This is a genomic window from Rhodococcus sp. NPDC003318, from assembly GCF_042879035.1.
In the GTDB taxonomy this organism is placed as follows: Bacteria; Actinomycetota; Actinomycetes; order Mycobacteriales; family Mycobacteriaceae; genus Rhodococcus_G.
The window spans coordinates 100,076-126,884 of record NZ_JBIAOU010000006.1; the positions used below are offsets into that span (position 1 = coordinate 100,076).

Genomic DNA, 26,809 nt, shown 5'->3' on the forward strand with positions numbered 1-26,809 from the left:
GGTCGGGACAACTAGCCTGGGTAGGCCAACAGGGTCATATACGCAGGTGACGGCTGTGTTGGTTGACGAGTGGGAGGGAGGTCGCCCGGCATGCCGAACTCGCTGATCTGGATAGCGCTGGTGGTGATGTGGCTGTTCGTGCTGCTCCCGATGCAGGCCAAGCGCCGTCCCCGCATCCGTCAGACCACCGACGTGGCTCTCGCCACCCGCGTGCTCGACCGCGAGCAGCATGCCCGTCAGAACCGGCGCGGCCCGGCAACCGGCCACCGCAGCGACCCGAACTGGCGCCCGGATCCCAATCGCCCGATGCACGCGGAGGACTGGATGGAAGCCCGAGCAGGCTCGGCCCACGCCGACCCCGACCACGACGATCCGGCGTACGACGACCGGGACTACGACGAGTACGGCGACGACGCCCCCGTCCCGCGGTACGACCGCGAGGGCATGCCGCCGCACCGGCGCGGCCGGGGCGGATTCGATCCCGAGGCCGACGCGATCGCTCGCGCGGCCCGTTACGCGTTCCGGCAGCGTGTGGTGCTGGGTCTGGTCCTCGTGTCGATCATGGCGGGCGCGGTGGCCCTGATCGTGTCGTCGACGCTGTGGTGGGCCTGTGCGGCCGCGGTGCTGAGCCTGGTCGGATACCTGGCGTACCTGCGTCGGCAGGTCCAGATCGAGCAGGAGATCCGGCGGCGTCGGATGGCCCGGCTCTCGCGGTCGCGTCTCGGCGTGGAGTCCCGTGAGGACGAGGAGCTGCGGCTGGTGCCGCCGCGCCTGCGGCGGCGCGGTGCAGTGGTGCTCGAGGTCGACGACGAGGACCCGGTGTTCGATCACCTCGACTACTACGACGAGCACGCCGGCCGGGACGGCGGACCGTCCGACGTCCGTCGCGTGGTCGGGCAGTAGAACCCCAGAAACCGGCTCTGAGCAGCCGATTTCATGGTTGCAGGATCGGCCTGTTAGAGTTGCCGGGCACTCCTTCGGAGGGCACGGTTCGGGGCTGTGGCGCAGTTGGTAGCGCGCTTCGTTCGCATCGAAGAGGTCAGGGGTTCGATTCCCCTCAGCTCCACCATCACGACAGGACAGGCTCCTCCCGCACGGGAGGGGCCTGTTCTGCATTTCACGCGTCGTGCGGTGTTCCGGATGCCAATCGCGCCGGTGGTTCCGCGGGGCCACGCGAGCAAGGCGGACGTCCGTCCATGTTCCCGGCGAAAACCCCGTCGAGCCCTCCGTCGCTGTGATCTACTCCTGGGCGCTTCCTGCCCCTGCGGGCACATGCCGAGGCTCAGATGCGCCGTGGCCTCCGGTCCGGATTCGAGAGGAGATCGATGCCTCGGAACAACCTTCGTCGCGTCGTCGGTGGCGTCAGTGCGTTCGCGGTGGCGGCCGGGTTCGCGGTGACCACCGGTCTGGGCACGGTCGCGGCCGCGCCCGCCACGGTCACCTGGAACGACGGCAACAGCAAGTTCACGCGCACCCTCGGCGAGGCGGACCTGGGGGAGGGCGACCTGGTGACGAGCTCGACGACGTTCGAACGCACCGGCATCCCGGTCGAGTACATCTACGAGGTCACCGACCAGCACCCGGCGTGCTGGACGTTCGTCGGGGCCGAGGTCGACGGGAAGGCCCGGGCGCTCGACGGGCAGGGCGCGGACTGGGCCCGGTCAAGGGATCGGTGATCGACTGGCCCGTGTACCCGAACATCGACCCGAGGTCGCGGACGTTCGAGTTCACCTACCGGGTCGGCGCCGACTGCCAGCGCGGCACCCCGTTGACGACCGGTATGGCCTACGACGGCTCACTCGGGTCCGGCACTTACCCGGGCAGGGGGCCGGCCGCGACGGTCCGCAAGAACGTCTCCACCACGACCCTGGCGCCGGCGTCGGGTGCGATGGTCGGCCAGGCGCTGACACTGTCCGCGTCGGTCACCGGCGGAGCGAACGGCGACACAGTCGAGTTCTACGACGGGTGCACGAAGATCGGCACCGGCACGCTCACGGGAGGGGTCGCGACCTTCGCCTGGACACCGGACACCCGCGGCGCCCACTCGCTGGTCGCGACGTTCCCGGCCACCCTGCGGGCCGACGGTTCCGAGTCCGCCGCGCAGTCCGTCCAGGTCGCGCAGGCGGACGTCGCCTCCACCACCACGCTTGCCCCGGTCCCCGGCGCCCAGGTCGGGCGCGCGTCCGTGCTGAAGGCGACGGTCACCCCGGCCGCCGCGGGCGGCACCGTGGAGTTCCGGGACGGCGCGGCGACGCTGGCCGAGGTTCCGGTCCCCGCGAACGGGGAGGCCACCTACAGCTGGGTGCCGTCGGCGGCGGGCAGCCACGCCGTCACCGCGATCTTCTCCGGGCGTTCGGGCGTGACCGGGTCGATCGCCAACGCGACCGTCCAGGTCGCCGAGGCGCCCGTCGACAGCGTGGCGTCGAGCACCGCGCTGGTGGTCGGTGCGAACCCACAGGTCGGGGTGGCGGGCACACTGTCGGCGCAGGTGACCCCCGGCGACGCGGGCGGCACCGTCACATTCAGGGACGGTGACACCGTGATCGGCACCGCGGCCGTCGACGCCACCGGCGCTGCGCGCCTCGCGTGGACCCCGGAGACCGAGGGCCAGCGGGTGATCCGGGCGGAGTACTCGGGTGCGGGCACCGTGAACCCGTCGTCCGACCAGGAGTCGGTCCAGGTCGTGGCCGCCGGCACCGGCGGCGGCACCGGCAGCGCCGACTCGATCTTCGGTTCCTGACGTCGCCGGTCAGCCGGCGTACAACTGCTCGATTTCCCGCGCGTACTTGGTGTCGATCGGTTTGCGCCGCAGCTTCATCGTCGGCGTGAACTCCTCGCCGCCTGGCTCCCAGATCACCGGGAGCAGCCTGAACTTCTTGATCTGCTCGGCCCGGGACAGGTGGCTGTTGGCTTCCGCCACCGCGCTCTCGATCTCGGCCAGGACCGCCGGATCGGTCGCGAGACGGTCCGGTGAGCCGTTCGACAGTCCTGCGCGTGCGGCGAACGCCGTCGCGGCGTCGGCGTCGAGTGTCAGCAGCGCGACGACGTACGGCCGGTCGTTGCCGATCGCGGCGGCCCCACCGATGAGCGGGCTGGCGGCCCGCAGCGCGCCCTCGATGTTCGTCGGGGACATGTTCTTGCCCGCCGCGTTGACGATCAGTTCCTTCTTGCGGTCCACGATGCGGACGTAGCCGTCGGCGTCGATGGTCGCGATGTCGCCGGTGTGCAGCCATCCCTCGGGGTCGATCGCCTCGGCGGTCTTGGCCGGGTCGCCGCGGTACCCGCGCATCACGCACGGACCGGAGAGCAGGAGTTCCCCGTCGCCGGCCAGGCGCAGTGTGACGCCGGGTGCGGCCTGGCCGACCGTCCCGATCCGGATGCTGTGGGGCCGGTTGACGGTGCCCATCGCGGCCGACTCGGACATTCCCCACACTTCGCAACACGGAATGCCCAGTCCCAGAATGAACTCCAGGACGTCGGGGGCGATCGCGGAGGCACCCGTCAGGGCCAGGCGTACCTCGTCGAGACCCAGCTTCCGGCGGATCGGGGCCAGCACCAGCCGATCGGCTACCGCGTGTTGGAGCTCGAGGCGGTGGGGGACGGGAGTGCGGTCCGAGTGCATCCGTGCGGTGCGGCGGCCGACGTCGATCGCCCACCTCGCCATCCGCTGCTTGAGGGGGCTCTTGTCCTCGTCGACCGCCTGCTCGATCGCGGCCTTGATCTTGTACCAGACCTGGGGGACCGCGAAGAACAACGTCGGCCGCACCGAAGGCAGCGTCGGGACGGCCAGCTTGAGGTCGGCGACGGTGGTCACCTCCATCGCGAAGGTCATCGCTCCGTAGTGCGCGGCGGCCCGGTTCGCGATGTGCGCGTCCGGCAGGTACGACACGACCCGGTCGTCGGAGTTGGCGTGGGCGAGTTCCGCGAGCACCTCGCGAGCCGACAGCAGGTTCTCGTGGGTGAGCTCGACGCCCTTCGGCGGCCCGGTCGTCCCGGACGTGTAGATGACGGTGGCGACGTCGTGGGGGGTGACCGCCCGCCAGGCGGTGTCGAAGTCGAAGAGGGGATCCGGATCCGACTCGAGGTCGGCCAATCCGAGGGTGCCGTCCGGGGCGTCGTCGACGCACACGACGTGCTCGACCGCGGTGTCCGGCAGGGCCTCCCGGATCACCGGGAGAAACTGCTTCTCGCACACCATGATCCGGTTCCCCGCGTTGGTCAGGACGTAGTGCAGCTGCTCGGCGGCGAGGGTGCTGTACACCGAGAACGGGGTGGCGCCGGCGTGCAGTGCCGCGGTGTCGGTCAGGTGGAACTCCGGTCGGTTGGTGAGCATCAGTCCGACCGTGTCGCCGTGGTGGACACCGAGTTTCGCGAGCCCGGCGGCGATGCGGCGGACCCGTTCGCCGTACTGACGCCAGGTGATCACCACCGAGTCGTCGTGGGTGCGCAGTGCCACCTTGGCCGGGTACCGGGCGACGGTGTCCTGGAACGCTGCGCACAGAGTGGTACTCATCGTGCTTCCTCCGGGTAGGAGTGACCCACGTCATATTCAGGATAGCGCCCCGGAAGCGACGGCACCGGTGGTTGGCGGCGGAGGTCGAACGAGGCACACTGAGTGGCATGGATCACAGGATGTCGGACAACGAGTTGCGCAAGGCGATCCGGACGTTGCGGGAACGCGCCGACGCTGCCCACGGCCGCCACGACGAGAGTGCCGCCGAGGACATCGAGCGAACCATCCGCGCGTACCAGGATGAGATGGCGACCCGTCTGTAGTGGTCGCTGACCTGCACGTTCGGCCGCGACACCGCCGAACGTGGGGATGATTGTGCCGCCCTCGCGCGTAGACTCCGCCTGACTCGGTTCGGGCGGACGGCAGGGGGCAGGGTGAAGGATCTACGCGGCAGGAAGTGCCTGATCACCGGCGCGGGCAGCGGAATCGGCCGGGCGACGGCACTGGCTTGCGCGGCGGAGGGCGCCGAACTGTTCCTGACCGACGTCAACGAGACCGGCCTCGCCGAGACCGTGGCCCTGGTCGGTCACGCCGGCGGGGTCGTGACGGACTCCCGGGCGCTCGACATCTCCGACTACGACGCCGTCACCGCGTGGGCGAAGGACGTCGACGCGCGGTTCGGCGCGCTCGACGTGGTGATGAACGTGGCGGGGATCTCGGCGTGGGGCACCGTCGAGAACCTCGAGCATCGGCACTGGCGGTCCATGGTGGACGTCAATCTGATGGGCCCGATTCACGTCATCGAGAACTTTCTGCCGCCGATGGTGCGGGCGGGTCGCGGCGGTCATCTCGTGAACGTGTCCTCGGCGGCGGGTCTGCTCGCCCTGCCGTGGCACGCCGCGTACAGCGCAAGCAAATTCGGGTTGCGCGGGGTGTCGGAGGTGCTGCGATTCGATCTGGCGCGCCACGACATCGGCGTGTCCCTGGTGGTGCCGGGTGCCGTGAAGACGCCGCTCGTCGGGACCGTGCAGATCGCCGGTGTCGATCGTGACGATCCGCGTGTGCAGAAGTTCGTGCACCGGTTCGAGAAGCGGGCGGTGTCCCCGGAGAAGGTCGCCGAGTGCATCGTCCGCGGGGTGAAGAGGAAGCGGTTCCTCGTCTACACCTCCGGCGACGTCCGCTTCGGCTACTGGTGGGCGCGCAAGTTCGCGCCACCCTACGAGTTCGTGATGCGGCTCGCCAACAACCGGTTCGCCAAATTCCTCCGCTAGGACCGGATTTCCGACTCGGTCGAGCGTCCATCTCTTTGCCGAATCCAGCCCCGCCGGTGACCGGGCCGTGATCTACTGCTCGCGCTTTTCGCAGCACGACGCCCACGGCCGGACCGGCGTCGCGACCACAACCGTCACGTGCGCCCGCCGACCGATCGTCGGCGCGGTCGGGCTGGAAGGAACGACCATGTCGGGGATGTCTGGGCTGTCGGTGAGATCCACGAGGCGCCTGATCGCGACGGCGAGCGCCCTCGCCGTCACCGCGGGTGTCGCGGCGGCGACGGGAGCGCCGCTCGCCGCAGCCGCTCCCGCCACGGTGACGTGGACGGACATGCAGACCACCCTGTCGATCCCGGCCACCGCGCTGGTCGCCACCGACGTGGTGCTCGAGGCGCAGGCCTCCCCGTACCCGGGTGCCGGCACCGTCACCTTCAGGAACGGTGCCACCGAACTCGGTACCGCGACGGTCGGCGAGCCCGGCGCCACCGACGTCGCGACCACGTTGACCCTCGACATCCCGGCTCAGGCGCAGAAGGGGCAGTACGTCTTCCTGCGGTCGAGCCTGTCCCCGAAGGCCACCGCGGTCAGCGGATCGGAACCCCTCGGCAACCCCGTGAACGTCAAGGACGGCGCGGCCACGCAGAGCTACCATGTTCACCGCCGGCGGCACCTTCGACGTCCGCGCCGTCTACAGCGGCGCCCCCGGCTGCCTCGGTTCCGAGACCGCGACGACGGTCACCGTCACCGACGAGCCGGTACCCGGCGGTGCCGGCAGTGTGGACCTGACGAGCATCTTCGGGTCCTAGGATGCGCTTCGCGCAGTGGTGCACTTACGGACGCCCGGGCGTCCGAAAGTGCACCACTGCGGCGGAGCCGCTCGGGACAGGGTGCCGCTGCGCATCTCGTACACCTCGTCGACCAGATCGAGCTGACCGAGGTCGTGGGTGACCATGACGACGGCGACGTCGCGCTCCCGGGACAGCGACGTCAGCAGCGTGACGATCTCCCGGCTGCGAGCCTGGTCCAACGCGGACGTCGGTTCGTCGACCAGCAGCACCGACGGTGAGTTCATCAGACTCCGGGCGATCGCCACCCGTTGCCGCTGCCCGCCCGACAACTGGTGGGGTCGTCGGTCGAGGTGGGCGCCGAGCCCGAGGTCGGCCAGGAGTTCCCGGGCCCGGTCACGCTCGCGACGAATCCGCCTGCCGCCCAGATGCGCCACCATCAGCAGCTGCTCGGTGGCGGTGAGCGAGGCGAGCAGGTTGGACTGCTGGAACACGAAACCGACGTGCTCCCGGCGCACGGCCGTCCGTTCGGACCGGCTGAGCTCCCCGACGTCGACGCCGCCGACGGTGACGGTGCCGGAGTCGGGGGCGATCAGCAGACCGGCGACCGCGAGCAGACTGGACTTGCCGGACCCCGACGGCCCCGTCACCGCGACGAACTCGTTGCGATCGACGGTCACGGTCACGTCGTCGAGTGCGCGCAGTCGGGTCGGCCCGTCGGGGTAGGTCAGCACGGTGTCCTGAAGCGAGATCATCGAATGCTCCTTCCTTCGAAGGTGTCGGTGGGTCCGACTGTGTCAGTGGGTCGCGCCGAGCGCGGTGAGGGGGGCGACGGAGACGACGCGAACCAGCGCCGCGGCGGTGCCGAGCAGGCCCAGCGCGATGACCGCGAGGAACGGAAGCAGGGTACCGGTGACCGTCAGGGTGAACGGGACAGCCTGGGCAGCAACGGTTCCCAGCGCTACGGCCGTGAGGGTACCGAGTCCGGCGCCGAGGACGAGGACCACCAGGACCTGCCCCAGCGCGTCGCGGAGCAGGTAGCCGGTCGAGGCGCCGACGGCCTTGAGCACCGCGACGTCCCGGGCGCGCTGGACGGTCCAGACCGTGAAGAAGGTGCCGACCACGAGGGCGCTGACGATCAGCAGCAGGGCCTGCACGAGCAGCAGTGATCCGCGCTCGGAACGGTACCCGCCGATCGCGTCGAATGCGCCGGAGACGTCGGTGATCACGGTTCCGGTGGCCGCGGCGGTCGCGGCGGCGTCGAACCCGGTCGAGGTGCGCAGCGCGAGAACGGTGCCGTCGCTGTCACCGGACGCGGGCAGGGCCGACCAGTCGCCGCGGTCGAACCAGACGACGGGCTGGTGACTGTGGAAGGAGTCGTCGACCAGCGCGGTCACGGTGAAGGTGCGCCCGCCCGCCTCGACGCGCTGCCCCACGGTCAAGCCGTTGGACTCGGCGAGCGTCCGTTCGACGGCGATCGTGCCCGCGCGCAGCGGGACCGGCGCGGCGAAGGAGGAACCGTCGACGCCGAACGCACTGGCACCGACCTCGCGGCGGGACGTCCGTCCCTCCGTGGGCTCCGCTCCCACCACAGTCAGCCGGGTCGGGGCGATCCCGACGATCGCGGCCTGGGCCACGCCGGGCTGCGCGGCCACCGCGTCGCGGTGCGCCGCGGTCACCCGCGAATCGGAGAACGACAGTGACTGCCCGTCCGGGGGCGGGGCGAACGCGAAGCGGTCCGCGCCCATGCCCTGGACCGCCGCGACGGACCGGTTGCCCAGCCCCGCGGTCAGCCCCGACAGCATCACCACCATCAGGGAGAGGAGGAACACGACCGCGATCGTCAGTGCGAAGCGGCCCTTGGCGAATCGGAGGTCACGAACACCGAGGAACATGCGTCCAGCGTCGCCGAGGGATGCGGGTGGCGGCATCGCGCAACGGTTGGGGTGGGTGGTCCATCGAAAGTTGGATTCGGCGTCGTCGCGGCCGGTGTTAGCGTGGACGAAATGCGACACCCAGTGCCCGGTGACCGAGATGCCGCCTCGGCACCCCACGAGCGCGGCCCCGACTCGGTGGAACACGAGCGCGGCCCCGCCTCGATGCTGCGCGTCATGGCGCTCGGCGCACACGCACTGTTCGTGCTCATGCTGGCCGTCGGGGTCGCCCGCGTCCTCGTCGGCGACTCGAATCCCGTTCCGGCAGTGACGCTCGCGGCCCTCGTGCTCGGCTGGTACCTGGCCGGGATCTGGTTCGCCCGGCGATCCGCCGCCACTGGGCGGCCCGGTTGGGGCGTGCTGTGGCTGGGGGTTCTCGTGCTCGGCTGGCTCGGGCTGTCGGTCCTCAGTGCGAACTTCGTGTGGATGGCGTTTCCGCTGTTCTTCCTGTGTTTCCACCTGTTGCCGATTGCGGCGGCGCTGGCGTCGACGGTCGCCGTCACCGCGGTCGCGATCGCCGCCACCCTCTGGCACGGGGGCACGAACACGGTCGCCTCGATCCTGGGACCGATCTTCGGTGCGGGAGCCGCCGCCGGGATGTCGGTGGTCTACCAGCAGTTGGTACGCGACGCACGCCAGCGTCGCCGGCTGTACGACGAGCTGACCCGCTCGCACCACGAATTGCTCAGCGCGCAGGACGAACTGGCGGCGCTGCAGCGTGAGGCAGGTGCCGTCACGGAGCGGGCGCGGCTGGCCCGCGACATTCACGACACCCTCGCCCAGGGCTTCTCGTCGATCGTGCTGCTGGCCCGCGCCGGACAGCGCGCGCCGGATCCGTCCGGGGTCCTCGCACAGATCGCGGAGACCGCGCAGGACAACCTCGCCGAGGCCCGGCGGGTCGTGGGGGCGCTCACCCCGTCCGCGTTGGAGGACGCGTCACTGGCCTCGGCGCTCGGCCGGCTGGTGACGCAGCTGCGTGAGCACACCGGCATCTCCGGCGAACTCGTCGTCGACGGGGACACGGGGGCGCTGCCGATGGAGTACGACGTGACCCTGTTGCGGGTCGCCCAGAGCGCACTGGCGAACGTGCGCCTGCATGCGGACGCCGGTCACTGCCGGCTGACGCTGACGTACACGCCCGAGGAGGTCCGCCTCGACGTCGTCGACGACGGGGTCGGTTTCGATCCGGTCGACTCGCCGCCGTCGTTCGGGCTGCAGGCGATGCGGGATCGGTTGCACTCGCTCGGGGGGACGCTTGTCGTGGAGTCGGCGCCCGGTGACGGAACTGCCCTGGCTGCAACGCTTCCGGTGCCGTCGTGACATTGCGAGTGGTGCTCGTCGACGACCACCCCGTGGTGCGGGCGGGGATGCGTGCCCTGCTGTCGTCGCACGAGGGAGTCGAGGTGATCGGCGAGGCGTCGTCGGGAGCCGAGGCCGTGGACGTGGTCGCCGCGCTGCGTCCCGACGTCGTCCTGATGGATCTGCGGCTCGGGGAGGGGATGGACGGCGTGCACGCGACCGCGGCGATCGCCGGACATCCGGACCCGCCGCGGGTCGTGGTGCTGACCACCTACGACACCGACACCGACATCCTGCGGGCGGTGGAGGCCGGTGCGTCCGGTTACCTGCTCAAGGACAGCGATCCACAGGTACTGGTGGACGCGGTGTGGGCCGCGGCCCGAGGCGAGACGGTGCTCGACCCCGATGTGGCGCAGAGGTTGTACCGCCGAATGCGCGCGCCCCGTGCGGAGTTGAGCGCCCGCGAGACGGAGATCGTCGGGCTCGTCGCGAAGGGCCTGTCCAACCGTGCGATCGCGAAGGAGTTGTTCGTCACCGAGGCCACCGTGAAATCGCACCTCGTGCACGTGTTCTCGAAGCTCGGAGTGGACAGCCGGACCGCCGCGGTGGCCGTTGCCCGCGAGCGCGGGGTGATCGACCGCGGCGACCGCCGGTGACGGTGCGCTCGCGGCCCGGAGCCGTGAGCACTACCGTCTACTCATGACGAGCGAGCACGACACCGGGCTGGGGGTCGATTCCGAGGTGGGGCGCCTGCGCACCGTGCTGCTGCACCGTCCGGGGGACGAACTCAAGCGGCTCACGCCACGCAACAACGACCAGCTGCTGTTCGACGGGCTGCCGTGGGTCGGGCGGGCCCAGGAGGAGCACGATGCCTTCGCTGACCTGCTGCGTTCGCGGGACGTGGAGGTGCTGCTGCTCGCCGACGTCCTGACCGAGGCGCTCACCGACAGCGGCGCCGCCCGGATCCAGGGCATCGCCGCGGCCGTCGACCCGCGCAGGCTCGGACACGCACTCGCCCAGGAACTCTCGGCTCACCTGCGGACGGTGGACCCGGCGACGCTCACCACGGTTCTCACGTCGGGGATGACGTTCGACGAACTGCCCATCGGGCCGGGTGGGCCGTCGTTGGTGCGGCGCATGCACCACGGTGGCGACTTCGTCATCGAACCGCTCCCGAACCTGCTGTTCACCCGGGACTCGTCGTTCTGGATCGGGAACCGGGTCGCCATCACGTCGCTGGCACTGCCCGCGCGGGTCAGGGAGGCCTCACTGACGGACCTGATCTATGCGCATCACCCCCGCTTCCGCGGGGTCCGGCGTGCGTACGAGTCGCACACCGCGCCGATCGAGGGAGGCGACGTGCTGCTGCTCGCACCCGGTGTCGTCGCGGTCGGGGTCGGCGAACGCACCACGCCCGCAGGGGCGGAAGCACTGGCGCGCAGCGTGTTCGACGACGGCCTGGCACACACCGTGTTGGCGGTCCCGATCGAGCAGCGGCGCGCGTCGATGCATCTGGACACGGTGTGCACGATGGTCGACGTGGACGCGGTCGTGATGTACCCGGCGATCGCGCACACCCTGACCGCGTTCACCCTGCGCCGGGTGGACGGACACGTCACGATCCGCGGCGCCGAGCCGTTCCTCGACGCGGCCGCCGCGGCGATGGGAATCGAGAAGCTGCGCGTGATCGACACCGGGCTCGACCACGTCACCGCCGAACGCGAGCAGTGGGACGACGGCAACAACACCCTGGCGCTGGCACCCGGAGTCGTCGTCGCCTACGAACGCAACGTCGAGACCAACGCCAGGCTCGAGGACTCCGGCATCGAGGTACTCCGCATCGCCGGCTCCGAACTCGGCTCCGGTCGCGGCGGTCCTCGGTGCATGTCCTGCCCGATCGCCCGGGACTAGGGCACGTACCCCGATTCCCTCGTCGGCGCTGCCGGCGCCCGATCGCCGCCCCGCTGCGTTGTCGTCGGCGCCGATACAACCTCCGCCGCCTTGCCGGACGACGATTGTTCTGCCGGGAGCATCCGAGAGGAAGTGGGAGACGTGCCCTGGGCGCGGTGTCGCGGGCGCCTACAGGACCGTGGTGACCTTCTCGATCGGACGGGCGAGCACCGTGCCGCGGTCGGTGACGACCAGGGGGCGCTCGATCAGGATCGGATTCTCGACCATCGCGTCGAGGAGTTCGTCCTCGCTCGCCTCGGCGAGACCGAGTTCCTTGTACAGGGCCTCCTTCTTGCGGATCGCCTCGCTGGGCTGCAGGCCGGCGTCGTCGAGCAGTTTGCGCAGGCCGTCCCGTGACGGCGGGGTCTCGAGGTACTTCACGACGGTCGGAACGATGCCCGCCTCCTCGATCAGCGCGAGCACCTTGCGGGACGTGCTGCAGCGCTGGTTGTGATAGATCGTTGCCTGGGTTGCCTGGGTTGGAGAAGTGGTCGACATGGGCACATTCTGCCTCGCCGCGTCGAAAGCGGTACGGCTGCGGGTCGGGTGCGGTTACATGTCCGGAATGGACCTGAAGACGATCGGTGACCGCATCGAGATCTCGGACCTGCTGACGCGGTACGCGCACGCCGTCGACACCAAGGACTGGGCGCTGTACCGGACGGTGTTCACCCCGGACGCGCAGATCGACTACTCGGCCACCGGCGGACCGTCGGGCCCCCTCGAGGAGGTTGTCGACAAGCTCACGCCCATGCTCGACCTGTTCACGCGGACACAGCATTTCGTCTCCAACATCGCCGTGGACCTGGACGGCGACGGCGCGCGGGTGCGGGCAATGTTCTTCAACCCGATGGTGGTCGCGGATGCGCACGACGGCGCCGCGGCCAAGCAGTTCTTCTGCGGCGGCTGGTACAACCACGAGCTGGTCCGCACCACCGACGGCTGGCGAAGCCGCCGCCTGATCGAGGAGTCGGCGTGGTTCGACGGACTCGCCGAGGCGTTCTCCTGATCCGCATGCCGCGGCGTGCCGGTCGGGTTAGCCTCGCCGCATGCGCATCGTCATCGATTCCGACTCGTCGACGGCCCCGTTCGAACAGCTGAAGCTGCAGATCCTCGAGCAGGTGCGCGACGGCAGGCTCATCGCGGGCACCAAACTGCCGACGGTGCGTGCATTGGCGGAGGAGCTCGGCCTCGCGGCCAACACGGTCGCCAAGTCGTACCGGGAACTCGAGTCGCTCGGTGCCATCGAGACCCGGGGCCGGCTCGGGTCGTACGTTGCCTCGATCGGTGACGCGACCACGGCGGCCGCCGAGCGGGCCGCCACCGAGTACGTCGCGACGGTCCGCGGGCTCGGCTTGTCCGACGACGTCGCTCGCGATCTGGTCGAGGCCGCGATCCGCGGGGCGTAGGCGCGGTTCACTCACTAGGCTCGAGTGCGGGGGAGCAGGCCACGGAAGGCGGTGTCATGTACCGCGCGATCGAGGTGCTCACCGTTGTCGTGCACTTCGCGTTCATCGGGTACCTGGTGGTCGGGGGATTCCTGGCCTGGCGGTGGCCGCGAACCATCGTGCTGCACGTCGTCGCGGTGCTCTGGGGTTTCGGTTCGGTGCTGATCGGCTACGACTGCCCGTTGACCGCGGTCGAGAACTGGGCCCGGACGTCGGACGGTCGGTCGCCACTGCCGTCGACGGGCTTCATCGCTCATTACATCACCGGGGTGGTGTATCCGGTCGGTGCCGAGAATCTGGTTCGTCTGCTGGTCGTCGCGGTGGTTGCGGCGTCGTGGATCGGTTGTGCGCGGCGTGCCCGTGGCCGCCGGGAGACGAGAGCGCTTCGTCTTAGTTGACGCTTCAACCTTCGTCGTGTCACAGTGAGGACGTTCCGTTCCCTGCGTGGGAACCCGCGCCGCACATCGCAAAGGACCACGACATGAAATCCAGCGCCTTCCGAGACCTCGCACTGCTCATCGCCCGCATCGGCATCGGCGTCGTCTTCGTCGCGCACGGCTGGCAGAAGTTCTTCACCTACGGCGTCAGCGGGACCCAGAAGGCGTTCGAGGGCATGGGCGTTCCGCTGCCCGAGGTGTCCGCGATCGCCGCCGCGACGATCGAGTTGGTCGGCGGCTTCGCGCTGATCGCCGGCGTCGCCACCCCGATCGTCGGAATCCTGCTGTTCCTCGACATGGTGGGCGCCTTCTTCATCGTTCACGTCGACATGGGTCTCTTCGTCGCCGAGGGTGGCTACGAGCTCGTCCTCGCGCTCGGTGTCGCCTCGCTGCTGCTCGCCGCGACCGGCGCGGGCCGGTTCGGTGTCGACGCCGTCATCGGAGGCAAGTCCGCGGTGACCGCCGCGAGCTAGAAAACCGCAGGACAGCGGGGGTCTGGCCCCTCGTTTCGACGTACGCGCGGTCCGCGCGGCAGTTTGCAATTGCCTCGCGGGCCGAGCAACGTAAGTCGTCATGGTGGCGAAAACCGATTCTCCAGAGATGGATTCCGGCCACAGCGACCCCGACGACATCGGGCCCGGTGCAAGTGCCGGTCCCGGCGCGCAGATGGGCGAGACCTCGGCACCCGGTCTCGGCGTCCGGACCGACCGTGCCGTGTTCGGCGTCGCGGCCGCAATCGTCGGTGTGATTCTGGTGTGGGGGCTGATCGCGCCGGACAACCTCGACTCCGTCTCGCATCGGGTCCTGGACTGGATCGTCGTCAACATCGGATGGCTGTTCATTCTCGCGGCGACGGGTTTCGTCGTCTTCTCGCTGTGGCTCGCGTTCAGCCGCTACGGCCGGATCCCGCTCGGCAAGGACGGCGAGAAGCCCGAGTTCAAGACGGTCAGCTGGATCGCGATGATGTTCAGCGCGGGCATGGGCATCGGGCTGATGTTCTTCGGCGTGGCAGAACCGCTCGCGCACTTCGTGACCCCGCCGCCCGGCACCGACGGCGGTGTCGGCACGGCGATGGCCACGACGATGTTCCACTGGAGCCTGCATCCGTGGTCGACGTACGCCGTCGTCGGTCTCGCCATTGCGTACGGAACCTATCGACGCGGCCGCAAGCAGCTGTTCAGCTCGGCGTTCATCGCTCTGCTCGGACGCCGCGCCGAGGGGCCGATCGGCAAGGTCATCGACATCCTCGCGATCTTCGCGACGATGTTCGGCACCGCCGCGTCCCTCGGACTCGGCGCACTCCAGATCGGCTCCGGATTCGAGGTCGTCGGCTGGATGGACGAGGCGGGAGTGATGCTCCTCGTCGCCATCGTCGCGGTGCTGACGCTCGTGTTCGTCGCGTCCGCCGTCTCCGGCGTCGCGAAGGGCATCCAGTGGTTGTCGAACACCAACATGGTGCTCGCCCTGCTGCTCGCGATATTCGTCTTCGTCCTCGGCCCGACGGTGTTCATCCTCAACCTGATTCCCACCACCCTCGGCGCCTACGCGAGCCAGATCGCCGAGATGTCGGCGCGGACCGCGGCGTCCAGCAACCCCGAGACGGCAGAGTGGCTCTCCTCGTGGACGATCTTCTACTGGGCGTGGTGGGTCTCCTGGACCCCGTTCGTCGGGATGTTCCTTGCGCGGATCAGTCGGGGTCGAACCATCCGCGAGTTCGTCATCGGCGTCATCCTCGTGCCCAGCACGGTCAGCCTGGTGTGGTTCGCGGTGTTCGGCGGGGCCGGAATCGGCGAACAGCGCGACGGCGTCGACCTCGCCGCCCGCGGGACATCGGAGTCACAGCTGTTCGGGATGCTCGAACACCTCCCGCTGTTCGGTGTCTCCACGATCCTGGTGATGATCCTGGTGGCGATCTTCTTCGTCTCCGGCGCCGACGCGGCGTCGATGGTGATGGGGACGCTGTCCCAGCGCGGCACACTCGCTCCGAGCCGCTGGGTGGTCGTCTTCTGGGGCCTGCTCACCGGTGGCGTCGCGGCGTTGATGCTGTGGACGGGCGGCGAGGACGCGCTGGACGGCCTGCAGACGATGACGATCATCGCCGCCGCCCCGTTCGTGCTGGTGATGATCGGTCTGTGCGTATCGCTGTATCGCGACCTGTGCCACGACCCGATGATCCTGCGGCCCCAGCGCAACCGGACAGTCGTGCTGCCGCGTCGGCGGGCGAAGCCCGCGCGGTCCTGACGCTCAGCGCCAGCTCGGCAGCCACAGCTGCTGCTGCCACACCTCCAGGGTGATCGGCAGGGCAGTCAGGATCGGCCACAGCCACACGAAGTTGGCGATGACGAGACCCAGGTACAGCGCCACGGCGAGCAGGCCCGTCCCTCGCCGCTCGGCTGCGGCCGCACCGATCCGCCCTCGCGCCGTGCCGATCACCTCGCCGCACACCAGGGCCAGGCCCATCACCAGAAATGGCGCGAGCGCGACGGCGTAGAAGTAGTACATCTGCCGGTCCATCGTCACGAACCACGGCAGCAGGCCGGCCGCATAGCCGACGAGGACGGCCGCATAACGCCAGTCCCGGCCCGCCACCGACCGCCACAGCGCCCACGCGAGCATCGGCAGCGCCAGCCACCACATCGCGGGGGTACCGATCAACATCACGGCCTTGACGCAGCTCGCGGCGCCGCAGCCGGTGACCTGGTCGCCCTCGGCGAAGTAGTAGAGCATCGGCCGCAGCCCCATCGGCCACGTCCACGGCTTCGACTCCCACGGGTGGTGGTTGCCGGCGGAGTTCGTCAGCCCGGCGTGGAATTCGAGCACGTTGGCGCTGTAGTACCAGAGCGAGCGCAGGGCGTCGGGCACGAACGAGAAGCTGCCGCCGAACCCGACCTGGTCGCCGACCGCGTGCCGGTCGACGCCGGTCTCCGACGCGAACCACGCCCAGTACGTCGCCAGGTACACGCCGATCGGGACCACCACCAGCGCGTACAACGCCGGCCCGAGGTCCCGTGCCGCGGTACCCGCCCAGGGCCGCCGCACCCCGTGATACCGCCGGGCCGCGACGTCGAACGCGACGCACATCAGCCCGAAGAAGACGATGAAGTACATGCCGGACCACTTGGTTCCGCACGCCAGTCCGAGCATGATGCCGGCACCGAACCGCCACCACCGCACCCCGAGCCGCGGACCGTACACCGACTCCGCGATGCGGCCCTGCTCGAACACCGTCGCCATCCGGGCCCGCACCTGGTCGCGGTCGACGATCAGGCAGCCGAACGCGGCGACCACGAAGAGTGCCATGAAGATGTCGAGCATCCCGATCCGCGACGAGACGAACGTCACCCCGTCGGTGATCAGCAGGACGCCGGCGATCGCCCCGATCAGCGTCGACCGCGCCATCCGGCGGACGATCCGGGTCACCAGCAGGACCATCAGCGTGCCCGCGACCGCGGACGCGAACCGCCACCCCCACCCGTTGTAACCGAAGATCGCCTCGCCGAGCGCGATCATCTGCTTGCCGACCGGGGGGTGTACCACCAGTCCGTAGCCGGGGTTGTCCTCCAGACCGCCGCCGGTGAGAACCTGCCAGCCCTGCGGCGCGTAGTGCTTCTCGTCGAACACCGGGGTGCCCGCGTCGGTCGGATAGCCGAGCATCGTGAATCGGGTGATCGCGGCGATCGCGGTCAGCGTCAGTGTCACCACCCAGCCGCGCAGTCGATCCGTCGGTCCCGGGTCGGGGATCGGCGCGGCCGGGCCGGGGCTGAGCAGGACCCGGTCGTCGGCGTGCGCACGCTCGTCGGTCAACTGGGTCACCGGACGATCGTAGGCTGTCGGACATGAACGGTTGCCTGGTCCTGGCCGCGACGCCGATGGGGGAGGTCCGCGACGCGTCGGATCGGCTCCGTGAAGCCCTCACGACCGCGGATGTCGTCGCGGCGGAGGACACCCGCAGGACCCGGCATCTCGCGGCCGCACTCGGGGTGACGATCGGGGGTCGGGTCGTCAGCTTCTACGACCAGGTCGAGACGACTCGGCTGCCGGCTCTCGTCGAGGAGGTCGCGGAGGGGCGGACCGTGCTGCTGGTCACCGACGCGGGCATGCCGTCGGTGAGCGATCCCGGGTACCGCCTGGTCGCGGCGTGTGTCGAGCGGGATCTGCCGGTCACGTGCCTTCCCGGACCGTCCGCGGTGACGACGGCGCTGGCCCTGTCGGGACTGCCCGTCGAGCGGTTCTGTTTCGACGGGTTCCCCCCACGAAAGCAGGGTCCGCGCCGGGCGTGGCTCGAGACGCTGCGAACGGAGCAGCGGGCGTGCGTGTTCTTCGAGGCGCCGCACCGACTGGCGGACTGTCTCGCCGACGCGGTCGACGTTCTCGGTGGCGACCGTCGCGGGGCCGTGTGCCGGGAGCTGACCAAGACGTACGAGGAAGTCCGTCGCGGGACGCTCGCCGAACTGGCGGCGTGGGCGGTGGACGGCGCTCGTGGCGAGATCACCGTCGTGCTCGAAGGCGCGCGTCCCGTGGCGGCACGGCCCGAGGACCTGGTCGGGGATGTGGAGCGCCTCGTCGCGGCGGGCGCGCGGCTGAAGGACGCGTGCGCGACGGTGGCCGTGGACGGCGTGTCCAAGCGTGAGGTGTACGAGGCGGTACTCGCGGCACGCAGGCAGTGAGCGTGCCGCCGGCCCGTCCGATGGATTCAGGCCGACGTACCCGCCATCACCACGATCAGTGCCACCGACGCCGCGATGACGAGCGCGGCGGCGAGTGTGGGCGGAAACAGGTTCGCGATCTTGACGGCGATGCGGCTGATGGTCGGCTCCCCTCGGTGCCGGGCGGGTGGAACTCCCGTCCCGGGTGGCTACGCCTGCTGTGGTGCGCGCCCGGCGGGAACTACCCCTCGATCACTGTCAGTTCCCGCCGGTGCCGCCCCGTGACGCAAGACCCCACCTGCGCCGACCACAACTGTGCCTCCTTCCCCGTACCCGACCAATCGGTGTGCTTGACAATTCCGGTATTCTCCCAGTTCAAAGCCGGTGAGGAACTATTCCGCAGCGGATTTTCCGCCGGTGGGAACGAGGAGATGCGAGGCGATGAGCGACGAGCCTGATCCGCGGTTGCATTTTGCTGACCAGTTGCGGTTGCTGTTCGCCACGGCCGGTGGTCCGCCGCTGAAGACGGTCGTCTCGGAGGCCACGGCGCTGAGCCGCGCCATCGGTGCGGACCGGTCCGTGTCGGTGCAGCGCCTCAGCGACTGGCGGTCCGGCAAACGCGTACCGGCCAGCTTCGACGCGATCCGTCCGGTCCTGGTGGTCCTCGTCCGCTCCGCCCAGGCCCTGCACGGCAACCAGCCCCCGGCACCCGGCCTCTACTCGCTCAAGCGGTGGGAGACGTGGTGGCAGGGCGCTCGTGACGGCGGAGGAAGCCCACGCGGCCGGACCGACGCGGACAAGCCCGTCGTCGCCGCGTCCCTGAGCGGGGTGCGGCCCTACCGCGGACTCGAGCCGTACCGCGCGGAGGACGCGCGCCTGTTCTTCGGCCGCACCGACGGCCTGCGCCGACTGGTCGGTGTGGTGACCGACGCACAGGGACACGGCATCGCGATCGTGACGGGCGCATCGGGTGTGGGTAAGTCGTCTCTCGTCCAGGCGGGACTGGTCGCGGAATTGTTCCGCGCCGAGGAGCCCGGTGCACCGGCCGGCCGGGCGATCGTGTTGACCCCCGGCCCGGACCCGCTTCGCTCCCTCGGCGAGGCCGTCCCCGAACTGGGTGCCCTTCCCCCGAGCACTGATCGCGAGACGGTCCGCCGCGCGGTACGAGCCACCGCTCATCGGCTCGACGCGTCGCAACTGGTGATCATCGTCGACCAGATCGAGGAACTGTTCACCCAGTGCGATAACCCGCGCGACCGCGACCGCTTCCTGACGATTCTCGATCAGGTGGCGTCGTCGCTCGGTACCGACGAGATGCCCGAGGCGGCGCCGTCGGTGATCGCCACGATGCGGTCGGACTTCTACGCGCAGGCCCTCGCGCATCCGGTGCTCGCCGACGCCCTCGAGCAGCGCAGCCGGGCCGTGTCACCGCTGACCAGGGCCGACATTATCGAGGTCATCACCAAGCCGGCGCAGCTCATCGGCCTGAAACTCGAGTCCGGGCTCGTCGACCTCATCCTTCACGACCTCGGGGTCCTGACCGCCGACGACGGCAGCAGCACCGTGCTGCCGCTGCTCTCGCACCTCCTCGACACCATGTGGGAACGCCGCCGTGGTGGTCAGCTGACGGTGGCCAGTTACCGGGCCACGGGCGGAGTCCGCGGATCGGTGGCAGCGACCGCGGAACGCACCTGGGAGGGCCTCGACGAGCGGGGCAAGGTGCTGGCCCGGTCGATTCTCGTGCACCTGGTGTACGTGACGCAGACCGGCGCCGACGTCAAGATCCGACGCACCCTTCCGCAGCTGCTCGCGTTCGCGGGTGACGACCCGGCCGCCGCTCAGCAGGTCGTGGACCACTTCATCGCGGCACGCGTGCTCGTCGCCGATGCCGACAGCGTCGAGCTGATCCACGATGCCGTGATCGAGGCGTGGCCGCGGCTCAAGACGTGGATCCAGGAGGACCGGTCCTACTCGGCACTGCGCCAGCAGATCGAGGAGGACGCAGCGCGGTGGGAACAGGCCGGCCGCGACAACAACCTCCTCTACCAGCGTGGTCGTCTCGACATCATCGCCGAGTACGACGCCCCCAGGGCCGCCGCGGCAAACTACGGCGGCACCGCTGCGGCAAACTACGGCGGCACCGCCGCGGCGGGTTACGGCGCCCGTGTGGCGGCGCCGCTGACGCCGTCCGCCGCCGAGTTCCTCGCGGCGTCGTCCCGTCACGTGCGGCGGCACACCTGGATCGAGCGGACGGTGATGGCGGCGCTGGTGCTCTCCACGGTCGTCGCCCTGGTCGCGGTGTCAATGGCGTGGTCGGCGAAGAATCGCGCCGAGGCCGAGCGCAGTGCAGCCCAGTTCCGGCAGGTCGTGGCGCTCGCCGATTCGCTGCGAGCGACGGACCCGACCACGGCGGCCAGGCTGTCGCTCGCCGCCTGGCAGATGCGTCCGGGTGACGAGACCGCCTACTCACGGTTGATCGCGACCGAGCCCACACCGATCGGCCGGACACTCGAGGGGCACACGGGTCCGGTCTACGGGGTGGCGGTGAGCGCGGACGGCGCGTTGATGGCGTCGGCCAGCGACGATCGCTCCGTCCGGCTCTGGGACCTGCGCGATCCGTCGGCGCCGCACCCGATCGGGACCCCGCTCACCGGGTCGGAGAAGTACATGGCGTCGGTGTCGTTCGCGCCCACCGGCACCGTCCTGGCGGCCGGATCGGGCGACGGGACCGTCTTCATGTGGGACGTGAGCGACCCGTCGGCACCGCGGTTGCTGCTGGACGGCGTCCGGGCCGGAACCAAGTCCGTGCACAACCTCCGTTTCAGCCCGGACGGACGGACCCTCGCCGTCCCGAACGACGACGGAACGGTCACCCTCTTCGACACGTCGGCGGCGCTGTCACCGGCCCCCGCGCCGGGACCGTACCCGGCGACGACCCTGGCCGCGCATCCTGCGGGTGTGCGGACCGTCTCGTTCCGCGCGGATTCGGCGGTGATGGCGACGTCGAGCGACGACCGCAGCGTCCGGCTGTGGGACATGACGGACCGGGCTGCGCCGGTGCTGCTGCCGCCGGTGCCCGCCCAGTTCGGGGACGTGGTGCATTCGGTGGCGTTCGCCCCCGACGGCCGGACCCTCGCCGCGAGTTCCGACGACGGTGTCATCCGACTCTTCGACACCACCGACGTCCGTGCGGTCACCGAGATCGGCGCCCCGACGCCGGCCCACACCGGGGCGATCTGGACGATCGCGTTCTCGGCGGACGGCGCGACGCTGGCGAGCGCCTCCTGGGACGGCAGTGTCAAACGATGGGCGGTCCACCCGGACAACGGCGGTATGCGTGAACTGAGCCCGGCGCTCAACGGCAACGGCGGTGGGGTGCCCGCGCTCGCGTTGACCCCGGACGGGTCGACCGTCGTCACGGGTGGCCAGGATTCGAAGGTGCGGGTCTGGACGCTGCCGCGGACCGCGATCCCGGTGTCCGATGCGGCCCTGACCCTCCCGTCGATCAGTCTGGACGGCGCGCTGATGGCCACCGGCGGGTACGACTCGGTGATCCGCCTGTGGCGAATCGACGGCGACGGCCGCCCCGCGCTGGCCTCCGAGACCGCACTGCCCCGCCCGTTCGGTGGCGCCCACATGGTGGCCGTGTCGCCGGACGGGTCGATGATGGCGACCGCTCCGACCACCGGAGGTCAGGTTCAGGTGTGGGACGTCCGCGATCCCGAGCGGCCGCGGGCACTCGGTGACCCGATCGCGACCCGCACCCGATTCACCTGGGAACTGGCGTTCAGCCCCGACGGGCGCACGCTGGCTGTGGGCGACGACGACACGAGCGTGCGGCTGTGGAACGTCACCGACCCGGAGCGTCCGGTGCCGTGGGGCGGGCCACTCGACGGCCCGAGCAATCTGGTGCGGACCGTGGCGTTCAGCCCCGACGGGGCGTCGCTCGTCGCCGTCGACGCCGACGGCGGGCTGTACGCGTGGGATGTCACCGACCCGGCACGTCCCGCGGACGCGGAGGCCACCGAATCCGGTGGTGGCGGGATCAACGGCATCGCGTTCCGATCCGACGGGGGTGCGCTCGCGACCGGCACCGACGACCAGACCGTGGTCGTGTGGGATCGCGCCGACGACGGACCGATGACGATGCGGCCGCAGGAGTTGCGCGGCCACAGCGGCACCGTCTACTCGGTGTCCTTCGACTCCGAGGGGCGGTACGTGGTCTCGGGCAGCGACGACGGCACGGTGAGGTTGTGGGACGCATCTGACCCCGGTGCGATGCGGGAGGTCGGCGGCCCGATCGCCACCAACGGTTCGGGTCGGTGGCAGGTGGCGTTCCTGCCACACTCCCGGACGGTCGTGGCGGCGGACGGTGACGGGGTGCTGCGCGCCTGGCGGTTGGACGTGGACGCGATCATCGACCGGATCTGCTCGGCGTCGTCCGGCCTGACCGCACAGCAGGAAAAGGACTTCGAACTGTCCGGATCCGCCCGCGGCGGGTGCACCGACCAGCGAGGTCCCTAGCGTTCGTCCCCGGCACGGGCGCGCAGCGTCACGATGGTCGACGCCTTGTCCAGGCACTCCTGCCACTCGGCGTCGACGTCGGAGTCGATGGTGATGCCGCCCCCCACCCCGAGGGCCGCACCGCCCTGCGGATCGAACTCGACCGTCCGGATCGCCACGTTCAGTTCGGTCCCGGCCAGGGGGGACGCGAAGCCCACGGTCCCGCAGTAGACCCCGCGCGGGTACGGCTCCCAGGAGGAGAGCAGTTGCCGGGCACGGTGTTTCGGGCATCCGGTGACCGAGGCCGGCGGGAAGGCCGCGTCGAGGAGTTCGGTGGTCGCGGTGCCTGCGGGCATGGTCGCCGTGACCGTGGACACCAGATGCCACACGCCGGGCGCCGGATGCACGCCGAGCAGGTCCGTCACGGTCACCGTGCCCGGAATCGCGAGGTGCCCCAGGTCGTTTCGCACCAGGTCCACGATCATCACGTTCTCGGCGACGTCCTTGACCGAGGCGCGGAGCCGGCCGGGGTCCGCGTCGATCGGCAACGTGCCCTTGATGGGGCTCGACGTCACGTGGTCGCCGCGCCGGGAGAGAAACAGTTCGGGGGAGAGGGAGGCCACCGCGCCCCACGGACCCTGCAGGTATGCGGCCCGCGCCGGGCGTGTCGCCTCGGCGGCGTCGGCGAAGAAGTCCAGCGGCCGGCCCGACACCCGACCGTCGAACCGGGCGCACACGCACGCCTGGTACACCTCGCCGGCGGCGATCGCGTCCAGGCACTGCCGCACTCCGCACCGGTGTGCCTCGCGGTCCGGTGCCGTCCAGTCGATCCGCCACGGCCGCGGTGCGACACCGGGATCCGTCACCGCCGCGGACCACGTTGCGGGACAATCGTTGTCGGTGAGGGACTCGTACCACCAGCATCCCTGCGCGTCGAGTCGCAGCACGCTGTCGGTCCAGCCGCCCGCCGCCTCCGGCAGCGCAGGCCGCCGCCCGCTCTCGGGTAGGTCCGGGTAGCCGCGGTAGCCGATCCACCCTCCGCCGATCAACGGCCGGGGTTCGGCTTGTCGCGGTGTGACCGCCGCCTGCCGGGCCGGCACGGTGAATGCGGCGTCCGGCCGGACAGATGTCGTCGTCACCGACGGCGCGATCACCGCACCCGCTCCGAACCAGTCCCCGATCAGTGCGGCCGGGGCGGAGGAGTCCCGGTCGGCGGCGACGCGTGCGAGTGCACGCAGCACCGCTGCCGGAGTTCCACCCGCGCCCAACCGCTCGATTCGCATTCGGCAAGGGTTTCACGGCAGGGGTCCCGCGACACAAATCGGCGCAGGGTGACGCGACCCACTGCTCATCCGGCGACCGCGCGACGGTTCGGGGTCAGATGGGCGGCGTCGGCCGCGGCCCGGCCCGCCTCGACGCCACCCAGATCGCTGACCGTGAACCCCCAGGACCGCAGCTTCGGTCCGAACAGGCGGTCGACCTCGGCCTGCACCGCATCGGACCGCCGCGCGAGTATCGGCAGCAGGTCGCCGAATCGCGCTCCCGCGTCCACGACCGCCTGCGCGGTCGCAGCCTTCTCCGCCTCGGTCAGGCGCTGCCCGATGCGCACTGCGAACCCGTAGAGGAAGGCCCGGCGAAACGCGGGTGACGTCGCGCCGCGAGCACCCTCGGCGCGCATCGCCCTGGTCGCCTGGACGAGCAGGGAGGTGAACAGCAGGTCGACCTGTTCGAGGTCCGTCGGGGTGCCGATCACCGTCGCGATGGCGTCGACCGCGTTGTAGAGGGTGCGAACGTGGTTCGCCTCGCCGACCGTGGTCAGCAGCAGACCCTTCTGCTTGCTGTACGGCCGATCCAGGTGGATGCGCCGGGCGTGCACGTCGACGTCACGGTCGGCCGCGGTCGCGTCGAGCAGGGTGGTGGTGACCGAGTGCCGGGTCATGAGTTCCTGCGCCTTCGCCGTCAGCGTCTCGGCTTCCTCGGTGAACTCGGTGCTCTCCGCCTTGGCGAGGAGTCCGCGAATCCGGTTCAGCACCTTCGCGTCCGTCCGCGATCCGGACTCGGTCGCCGTGTCGGTCGGGCGTGGCGCCTCGCCGGCCTCGGGCCAGCTGGACGGAGGCGGGCACAGCCGCCGCAGCGGCAGCAGCTGCCTCAGCAGGTGCAACGCGGACAGGGACAGTGCCGGTTCGTCCGCGCTGCGCGGGTGGGTCTCCGCGATCGCTCCGAGCTGGTCGACCCAGTGCAGCGGTGCGCGCGCCCACGCGCCGCTGCGGTTGGCCTCGCGCAGGATCAGCACGCCGATCGGTGTGACGTCGACAGCGGCGAGGCCGCGCCGGGCGACGTGCAGGACGTCGCCCGGTTGCCAGCCGTGTTCGTAGGCGCGCTGCAGCGCCGCCGCCGCGTCGAGGTCGCCCGACCCCGCTCCGGTCCTGTCTCGAATGTCTGTTCGATCAATCCCCATGGGGGCAGTGTGCCCCGGGGGTACGACAAGTTCTCCCGCCGCAGGTCAGTGCGGGTTTTCCCGCTTCAGTCGTCGGCGGGCTCGACGTAGCGCGGGAACACCGGCGCCGGCGCCGGCAGGGGGGTGCCTGCCACGATCCGGGTGCCGAGGTCGGAGAACTGGCGGTTCTCGGCTGCCTGCCCGAGCACGGAGAGGATCTTGTCGGCGGCGTCCGGCATCACCGGCTGGACGAGAATGCCGACGATCCGCACCACCTCGAGCGTCACGTACAGCACGGTCGCCATCCGCGCCGGGTCGGTCTTGCGCAGCACCCACGGCTCCTGCGCACTGAAGTACCGGTTGGTCTCGGCGAGGACGTGCCAGACGGTCTCGAGGCCCAGGTGGATGGCCTGCGCGTCGAACTCCGCGCGGACCTTCTCCAGCAGGGCGTCGGCCTGCGCGAGCAGTGCGGTGTCGGCGTCGGTGAACTCGCCGGGCGTGGGGACCTTCCCGTCGCAGTTCTTGGCGACCATCGACAGGGACCGCTGGGCGAGGTTGCCCAATTCGTTCGAGAGATCCGCGTTCATCCGGGTGACGATGGCCTCGTGGCTGTAGCTGCCGTCCTGGCCGAACGAGATCTCCCGGAGCAGGAAGTAGCGGACGGCGTCGAGGCCGTACTCGTCGACCATCTCGAGTGGGTCGACGACGTTGCCGACCGACTTCGACATCTTCTCGCCCTTGTTGTAGAGGAAGCCGTGCACGAACACGCGCTTCGGCAGGTCGAGTCCGGCCGACATCAGGAACGCCGGCCAGTACACGGTGTGGAACCGGCTGATGTCCTTGCCGATGATGTGCAGGTCCGCCGGCCAGTACTTCCCGTACGCCTCGGCGTCGGTGTCGGGGAACCCGACACCGGTCAGGTAGTTGGTGAGGGCGTCGACCCAGACGTACATGACGTGCGCGGGATCGCCGGGTATGGGCACACCCCAGTCGAAGGTGGTCCGCGACACCGACAGGTCCTTGAGGCCGCCGGAGACGAAGCTGACGATCTCGTTGCGCCGCGTCGCGGGCGCGATGAACTCGGGATGCGCCTCGTACAGCGCGAGCAGCCTGTCCTGGTAGGCGGACAGCTTGAAGAAGTACGTCGACTCCTCGGTCCACTCGACGGGGGTGCCCGTGTCGGTCGAGATGCGGCTGCCGTCCTCCTGCAGCGTCGTCTCGGCCTCGGTGTAGTACGCCTCGTCCCGCACCGAGTACCAGCCGGAGTAGGTGTCGATGTAGATGTCCCCGGCCGCGACCATCCGCTCCCAGATCGCCTTGCTCGCCACCTCGTGGTCGGCGTCGGTGGTCCGGATGAACCGGTCGTAGGAGATGTTCAGCACCTTGTCCATCGCCTGGAACACGTCGGAGTTCCGGGCCGCGAGCTCGCGGACGTCGATGCCTTCCTTGGCTGCGGTCTGCTGCATCTTCAGGCCGTGCTCGTCCGTGCCGGTCATGAAGAACACGTCGAACCCGTCGAGACGCTTGAAGCGTGCGAGGGCGTCCGAGGCGATGTACTCGTAGGCGTGCCCGATGTGCGGGGCGCCGTTGGGGTACGCGATCGCAGTGGTGATGTAGAACGGGGGCCGGGTCGCTGCAGTCATGGT

General features: G+C 70.2%; 25 protein-coding genes and 1 tRNA gene. 17 read left to right on the forward strand and 9 right to left on the reverse strand.

Features of this window, described 5'->3' with window-relative positions:
- Window positions 1–90 precede the first annotated feature (90 nt).
- The 4 genes from glpR to ACFYVR_RS12670 all read left to right on the forward strand — a co-directional run bounded on the left by glpR (window position 91) and on the right by ACFYVR_RS12670 (window position 2,740).
- Window positions 91–903: a gephyrin-like molybdotransferase receptor GlpR gene (glpR, locus tag ACFYVR_RS12655; protein WP_387473344.1), complete on the forward strand. Its 813-nt coding sequence runs from the start codon at window positions 91–93 to the stop codon at window positions 901–903.
- A 90-nt stretch (window positions 904–993) separates the two neighbouring features.
- A tRNA-Ala gene (locus tag ACFYVR_RS12660) sits at window positions 994–1,069 on the forward strand.
- Between the two features lie 256 nt (window positions 1,070–1,325).
- The gene (locus tag ACFYVR_RS12665; RefSeq protein WP_387473346.1) at window positions 1,326–1,676 is read left to right on the forward strand and encodes a hypothetical protein; all 351 of its coding nucleotides are present in this window, start codon (window positions 1,326–1,328) and stop codon (window positions 1,674–1,676) included.
- Window positions 1,673–2,740 (forward strand): Ig-like domain-containing protein, encoded by a 1,068-nt coding sequence (locus ACFYVR_RS12670; RefSeq protein ID WP_387473348.1) that lies wholly within the window; start codon window positions 1,673–1,675, stop codon window positions 2,738–2,740. Before ACFYVR_RS12665 ends, ACFYVR_RS12670 begins: the two co-directional genes overlap by 4 nt.
- Window positions 2,741–2,749: 9 nt before the next feature.
- On the opposite strand, the gene ACFYVR_RS12675 is transcribed toward ACFYVR_RS12670, so the two are convergent.
- Window positions 2,750–4,513 carry an AMP-dependent synthetase/ligase gene (locus ACFYVR_RS12675; RefSeq protein WP_387473350.1) on the reverse strand — a complete coding sequence of 588 codons (1,764 nt, stop codon included), beginning with the start codon at window positions 4,511–4,513 and terminating at the stop codon, window positions 2,750–2,752.
- Window positions 4,514–4,620: 107 nt separating this feature from the next.
- On the opposite strand from ACFYVR_RS12675, the gene ACFYVR_RS12680 reads away from it, so the two are divergent.
- Window positions 4,621–4,776: a hypothetical protein gene (locus ACFYVR_RS12680; RefSeq protein WP_387473352.1), complete on the forward strand. Its 156-nt coding sequence runs from the start codon at window positions 4,621–4,623 to the stop codon at window positions 4,774–4,776.
- Between the two features lie 111 nt (window positions 4,777–4,887).
- Window positions 4,888–5,724: an SDR family oxidoreductase gene (locus ACFYVR_RS12685; RefSeq protein WP_387473354.1), complete on the forward strand. Its 837-nt coding sequence runs from the start codon at window positions 4,888–4,890 to the stop codon at window positions 5,722–5,724.
- A 72-nt stretch (window positions 5,725–5,796) separates the two neighbouring features.
- On the opposite strand, the gene ACFYVR_RS12690 is transcribed toward ACFYVR_RS12685, so the two are convergent.
- Window positions 5,797–6,240: a hypothetical protein gene (locus tag ACFYVR_RS12690; protein WP_387473356.1), complete on the reverse strand. Its 444-nt coding sequence runs from the start codon at window positions 6,238–6,240 to the stop codon at window positions 5,797–5,799.
- Window positions 6,241–6,374: 134 nt separating this feature from the next.
- Here ACFYVR_RS12690 and ACFYVR_RS12695 point away from each other — a divergent pair, with 134 nt between their 5' ends.
- Complete coding sequence (locus ACFYVR_RS12695) at window positions 6,375–6,530, forward strand: hypothetical protein (RefSeq protein WP_387473358.1); 156 nt, start codon at window positions 6,375–6,377, stop codon at window positions 6,528–6,530.
- Here ACFYVR_RS12695 and ACFYVR_RS12700 read toward each other — a convergent pair.
- Window positions 6,527–7,264: an ABC transporter ATP-binding protein gene (locus ACFYVR_RS12700; RefSeq protein WP_387473360.1), complete on the reverse strand. Its 738-nt coding sequence runs from the start codon at window positions 7,262–7,264 to the stop codon at window positions 6,527–6,529. The two genes, ACFYVR_RS12695 and ACFYVR_RS12700, sit on opposite strands and share 4 nt — an antisense overlap.
- A 42-nt stretch (window positions 7,265–7,306) precedes the next feature.
- Window positions 7,307–8,404, reverse strand: coding sequence for an ABC transporter permease (locus ACFYVR_RS12705; protein ID WP_387473680.1), 1,098 nt, complete (start codon window positions 8,402–8,404; stop codon window positions 7,307–7,309).
- A gap of 204 nt (window positions 8,405–8,608) precedes the next feature.
- Here ACFYVR_RS12705 and ACFYVR_RS12710 point away from each other — a divergent pair, with 204 nt between their 5' ends.
- Genes ACFYVR_RS12710 through ACFYVR_RS12720 form a run of 3 tightly spaced genes read left to right on the forward strand, consistent with a single transcriptional unit; the run spans window position 8,609 to window position 11,653 of the window.
- Complete coding sequence (locus tag ACFYVR_RS12710; RefSeq protein ID WP_387473682.1) at window positions 8,609–9,763, forward strand: sensor histidine kinase; 1,155 nt, start codon at window positions 8,609–8,611, stop codon at window positions 9,761–9,763.
- Between the two features lie 2 nt (window positions 9,764–9,765).
- The gene (locus ACFYVR_RS12715) at window positions 9,766–10,398 is read left to right on the forward strand and encodes a response regulator (protein ID WP_387473684.1); all 633 of its coding nucleotides are present in this window, start codon (window positions 9,766–9,768) and stop codon (window positions 10,396–10,398) included.
- 43 nt (window positions 10,399–10,441) lie between these two features.
- Window positions 10,442–11,653 carry an arginine deiminase gene (locus tag ACFYVR_RS12720; protein ID WP_387473362.1) on the forward strand — a complete coding sequence of 404 codons (1,212 nt, stop codon included), beginning with the start codon at window positions 10,442–10,444 and terminating at the stop codon, window positions 11,651–11,653.
- Between the two features lie 168 nt (window positions 11,654–11,821).
- Here ACFYVR_RS12720 and arsC read toward each other — a convergent pair whose 3' ends face one another.
- The gene (arsC, locus tag ACFYVR_RS12725) at window positions 11,822–12,190 is read right to left on the reverse strand and encodes an arsenate reductase (glutaredoxin) (RefSeq protein ID WP_387473364.1); all 369 of its coding nucleotides are present in this window, start codon (window positions 12,188–12,190) and stop codon (window positions 11,822–11,824) included.
- 67 nt (window positions 12,191–12,257) lie between these two features.
- Between arsC and ACFYVR_RS12730 the strand changes: the two genes are divergently transcribed.
- The 5 genes from ACFYVR_RS12730 (at window position 12,258) to ACFYVR_RS12750 (ending at window position 15,818) form a co-directional block, all read left to right on the forward strand.
- Window positions 12,258–12,701 (forward strand): nuclear transport factor 2 family protein, encoded by a 444-nt coding sequence (locus ACFYVR_RS12730; RefSeq protein ID WP_387473685.1) that lies wholly within the window; start codon window positions 12,258–12,260, stop codon window positions 12,699–12,701.
- Between the two features lie 40 nt (window positions 12,702–12,741).
- The gene (locus ACFYVR_RS12735; RefSeq protein ID WP_387473366.1) at window positions 12,742–13,101 is read left to right on the forward strand and encodes a GntR family transcriptional regulator; all 360 of its coding nucleotides are present in this window, start codon (window positions 12,742–12,744) and stop codon (window positions 13,099–13,101) included.
- Between the two features lie 56 nt (window positions 13,102–13,157).
- On the forward strand, window positions 13,158–13,538 hold the full coding sequence (locus ACFYVR_RS12740) for a DUF2784 domain-containing protein (protein ID WP_387473368.1): 381 nt from the start codon (window positions 13,158–13,160) through the stop codon (window positions 13,536–13,538).
- 83 nt (window positions 13,539–13,621) lie between these two features.
- Window positions 13,622–14,050 (forward strand): DoxX family protein, encoded by a 429-nt coding sequence (locus ACFYVR_RS12745; RefSeq protein ID WP_387473370.1) that lies wholly within the window; start codon window positions 13,622–13,624, stop codon window positions 14,048–14,050.
- Between the two features lie 193 nt (window positions 14,051–14,243).
- Entirely contained in the window at window positions 14,244–15,818 is a 1,575-nt protein-coding gene (locus ACFYVR_RS12750; RefSeq protein ID WP_387473688.1) for a BCCT family transporter, read from the forward strand.
- Between the two features lie 3 nt (window positions 15,819–15,821).
- Here the strand turns inward: ACFYVR_RS12750 and ACFYVR_RS12755 are convergent, their stop codons facing one another.
- On the reverse strand, window positions 15,822–17,390 hold the full coding sequence (locus ACFYVR_RS12755) for a dolichyl-phosphate-mannose--protein mannosyltransferase (RefSeq protein WP_387473372.1): 1,569 nt from the start codon (window positions 17,388–17,390) through the stop codon (window positions 15,822–15,824).
- 23 nt (window positions 17,391–17,413) lie between these two features.
- Between ACFYVR_RS12755 and rsmI the strand changes: the two genes are divergently transcribed.
- Together rsmI and ACFYVR_RS12765 are read left to right on the forward strand one after the other, a co-directional pair.
- On the forward strand, window positions 17,414–18,244 hold the full coding sequence (gene rsmI / locus ACFYVR_RS12760; RefSeq protein WP_387473374.1) for a 16S rRNA (cytidine(1402)-2'-O)-methyltransferase: 831 nt from the start codon (window positions 17,414–17,416) through the stop codon (window positions 18,242–18,244).
- A 420-nt stretch (window positions 18,245–18,664) separates the two neighbouring features.
- The gene (locus tag ACFYVR_RS12765) at window positions 18,665–22,747 is read left to right on the forward strand and encodes a WD40 repeat domain-containing protein (protein WP_387473376.1); all 4,083 of its coding nucleotides are present in this window, start codon (window positions 18,665–18,667) and stop codon (window positions 22,745–22,747) included.
- Here the strand turns inward: ACFYVR_RS12765 and ACFYVR_RS12770 are convergent.
- The 3 genes from ACFYVR_RS12770 to metG form a co-directional block, all read right to left on the reverse strand.
- A complete protein-coding gene (locus tag ACFYVR_RS12770) occupies window positions 22,744–24,009 on the reverse strand; it encodes an aminodeoxychorismate synthase component I (protein ID WP_387473379.1) in 1,266 nt (421 codons plus the stop codon). The genes ACFYVR_RS12765 and ACFYVR_RS12770 overlap by 4 nt on opposite strands.
- A gap of 65 nt (window positions 24,010–24,074) precedes the next feature.
- The gene (locus ACFYVR_RS12775) at window positions 24,075–25,184 is read right to left on the reverse strand and encodes a DUF2786 domain-containing protein (protein WP_387473381.1); all 1,110 of its coding nucleotides are present in this window, start codon (window positions 25,182–25,184) and stop codon (window positions 24,075–24,077) included.
- A 65-nt stretch (window positions 25,185–25,249) separates the two neighbouring features.
- Complete coding sequence (metG, locus tag ACFYVR_RS12780) at window positions 25,250–26,806, reverse strand: methionine--tRNA ligase (protein WP_387473383.1); 1,557 nt, start codon at window positions 26,804–26,806, stop codon at window positions 25,250–25,252.
- Window positions 26,807–26,809 lie beyond the last annotated feature (3 nt).

Coding starts and splice junctions, on each gene's coding strand:
- ACFYVR_RS12770 (WP_387473379.1), bottom strand. CDS start 24,009: ATGCGAATCGAGCGGTTGGGCGCGGGTGGAACTCCGGCAGCGGTGCTG.
- glpR (WP_387473344.1), top strand. CDS start 91: ATGCCGAACTCGCTGATCTGGATAGCGCTGGTGGTGATGTGGCTGTTC.
- arsC (WP_387473364.1), bottom strand. CDS start 12,190: ATGTCGACCACTTCTCCAACCCAGGCAACCCAGGCAACGATCTATCAC.
- ACFYVR_RS12745 (WP_387473370.1), top strand. CDS start 13,622: ATGAAATCCAGCGCCTTCCGAGACCTCGCACTGCTCATCGCCCGCATC.
- ACFYVR_RS12690 (WP_387473356.1), bottom strand. CDS start 6,240: ATGTCGAGGGTCAACGTGGTCGCGACGTCGGTGGCGCCGGGCTCGCCG.
- metG (WP_387473383.1), bottom strand. CDS start 26,806: ATGACTGCAGCGACCCGGCCCCCGTTCTACATCACCACTGCGATCGCG.
- ACFYVR_RS12695 (WP_387473358.1), top strand. CDS start 6,375: ATGTTCACCGCCGGCGGCACCTTCGACGTCCGCGCCGTCTACAGCGGC.
- ACFYVR_RS12730 (WP_387473685.1), top strand. CDS start 12,258: ATGGACCTGAAGACGATCGGTGACCGCATCGAGATCTCGGACCTGCTG.
- ACFYVR_RS12720 (WP_387473362.1), top strand. CDS start 10,442: ATGACGAGCGAGCACGACACCGGGCTGGGGGTCGATTCCGAGGTGGGG.
- rsmI (WP_387473374.1), top strand. CDS start 17,414: ATGAACGGTTGCCTGGTCCTGGCCGCGACGCCGATGGGGGAGGTCCGC.
- ACFYVR_RS12665 (WP_387473346.1), top strand. CDS start 1,326: ATGCCTCGGAACAACCTTCGTCGCGTCGTCGGTGGCGTCAGTGCGTTC.
- ACFYVR_RS12705 (WP_387473680.1), bottom strand. CDS start 8,404: ATGTTCCTCGGTGTTCGTGACCTCCGATTCGCCAAGGGCCGCTTCGCA.
- ACFYVR_RS12740 (WP_387473368.1), top strand. CDS start 13,158: ATGTACCGCGCGATCGAGGTGCTCACCGTTGTCGTGCACTTCGCGTTC.
- ACFYVR_RS12700 (WP_387473360.1), bottom strand. CDS start 7,264: ATGATCTCGCTTCAGGACACCGTGCTGACCTACCCCGACGGGCCGACC.
- ACFYVR_RS12675 (WP_387473350.1), bottom strand. CDS start 4,513: ATGAGTACCACTCTGTGCGCAGCGTTCCAGGACACCGTCGCCCGGTAC.
- ACFYVR_RS12710 (WP_387473682.1), top strand. CDS start 8,609: ATGCTGCGCGTCATGGCGCTCGGCGCACACGCACTGTTCGTGCTCATG.
- ACFYVR_RS12735 (WP_387473366.1), top strand. CDS start 12,742: ATGCGCATCGTCATCGATTCCGACTCGTCGACGGCCCCGTTCGAACAG.
- ACFYVR_RS12750 (WP_387473688.1), top strand. CDS start 14,244: ATGGGCGAGACCTCGGCACCCGGTCTCGGCGTCCGGACCGACCGTGCC.
- ACFYVR_RS12680 (WP_387473352.1), top strand. CDS start 4,621: ATGGATCACAGGATGTCGGACAACGAGTTGCGCAAGGCGATCCGGACG.
- ACFYVR_RS12765 (WP_387473376.1), top strand. CDS start 18,665: ATGAGCGACGAGCCTGATCCGCGGTTGCATTTTGCTGACCAGTTGCGG.
- ACFYVR_RS12775 (WP_387473381.1), bottom strand. CDS start 25,184: ATGGGGATTGATCGAACAGACATTCGAGACAGGACCGGAGCGGGGTCG.